This window comes from Pseudomonas sp. LB-090624, from assembly GCF_003205205.1.
GTDB lineage: Bacteria > Pseudomonadota > Gammaproteobacteria > Pseudomonadales > Pseudomonadaceae > Aquipseudomonas.
In genome coordinates this window covers 1-818 of sequence record NZ_QJRL01000081.1, presented here as the reverse complement: position 1 = coordinate 818, position 818 = coordinate 1, and the positions used below count along the sequence as shown (strand labels likewise).

Below are 818 nucleotides of genomic sequence, written 5' to 3'. Positions count from 1 at the left end.
ATGGCCAAGGCCGCCGATGTCGTTGTGCAATGCCTGGAAAACGAAGGTGTCGAGTATGTATTCGGCATTCCCGGTGAAGAAAACCTCGACCTGCTCGAATCCCTGCGCAAGTCGAAGATCAAGCTGGTACTGACCCGTCATGAGCAGTCTGCAGGTTTCATGGCTGCCACCTACGGTCGTCTGACCGGCAAGACCGGCGTCAGCCTGTCGACCCTGGGCCCTGGTGCGACCAACCTGGTGACCGCCAGCGCCTACGCCTACCTGGGCGGCATGCCGATGATGATGATCACTGGCCAGAAGCCGATCAAGAAGTCCAAGCAGGGCCGCTTCCAGATCATCGACGTGTGCGGCATGATGGACCCCATCACCAAGTACACCCACCAGTTCGCCTCGGCCGACAACATCCCGGCGCGTATGCGCGAAGCCTTCCGCCTGGCTGAAGAAGAAAAGCCGGGCGCCGTGCACCTGGAGCTGCCGGAAGACATCGCCGCCGAGCAAACCGACGCCCTGCCGATCCCGCGCAGCCTGCACCGTCGCCCGCTGGCCGAGCACGTGGCCATCGAAGCCGCTGTAGACAAACTGCAGAAGGCTCGCAGCCCGATCCTGGTGATCGGTGCCGGTGCCAACCGCAAGATGACCGCCAAGGTCCTCAAGCAGCTGATCGACAAGACCGGTATCCCGTTCATCACCACCCAGATGGGTAAAGGCGTGGTCGATGAGCGTCACCCGCGCTTCCTGGGGAACGCTGCGCTGTCGTCTGGTGACTTCGTCCACCGCGCCATCGAAGCGGCCGACCTGATCATCAACATCGGCCACGA

Annotated in this window: 1 protein-coding gene; it reads left to right on the top strand. The window is 62.3% G+C overall.

The features are described from left to right. Positions 1-818, top strand: an 818-nt coding sequence (locus DMX11_RS25810; protein WP_256590665.1) for a thiamine pyrophosphate-binding protein, incomplete at its 3' end; no start/stop codon positions are given.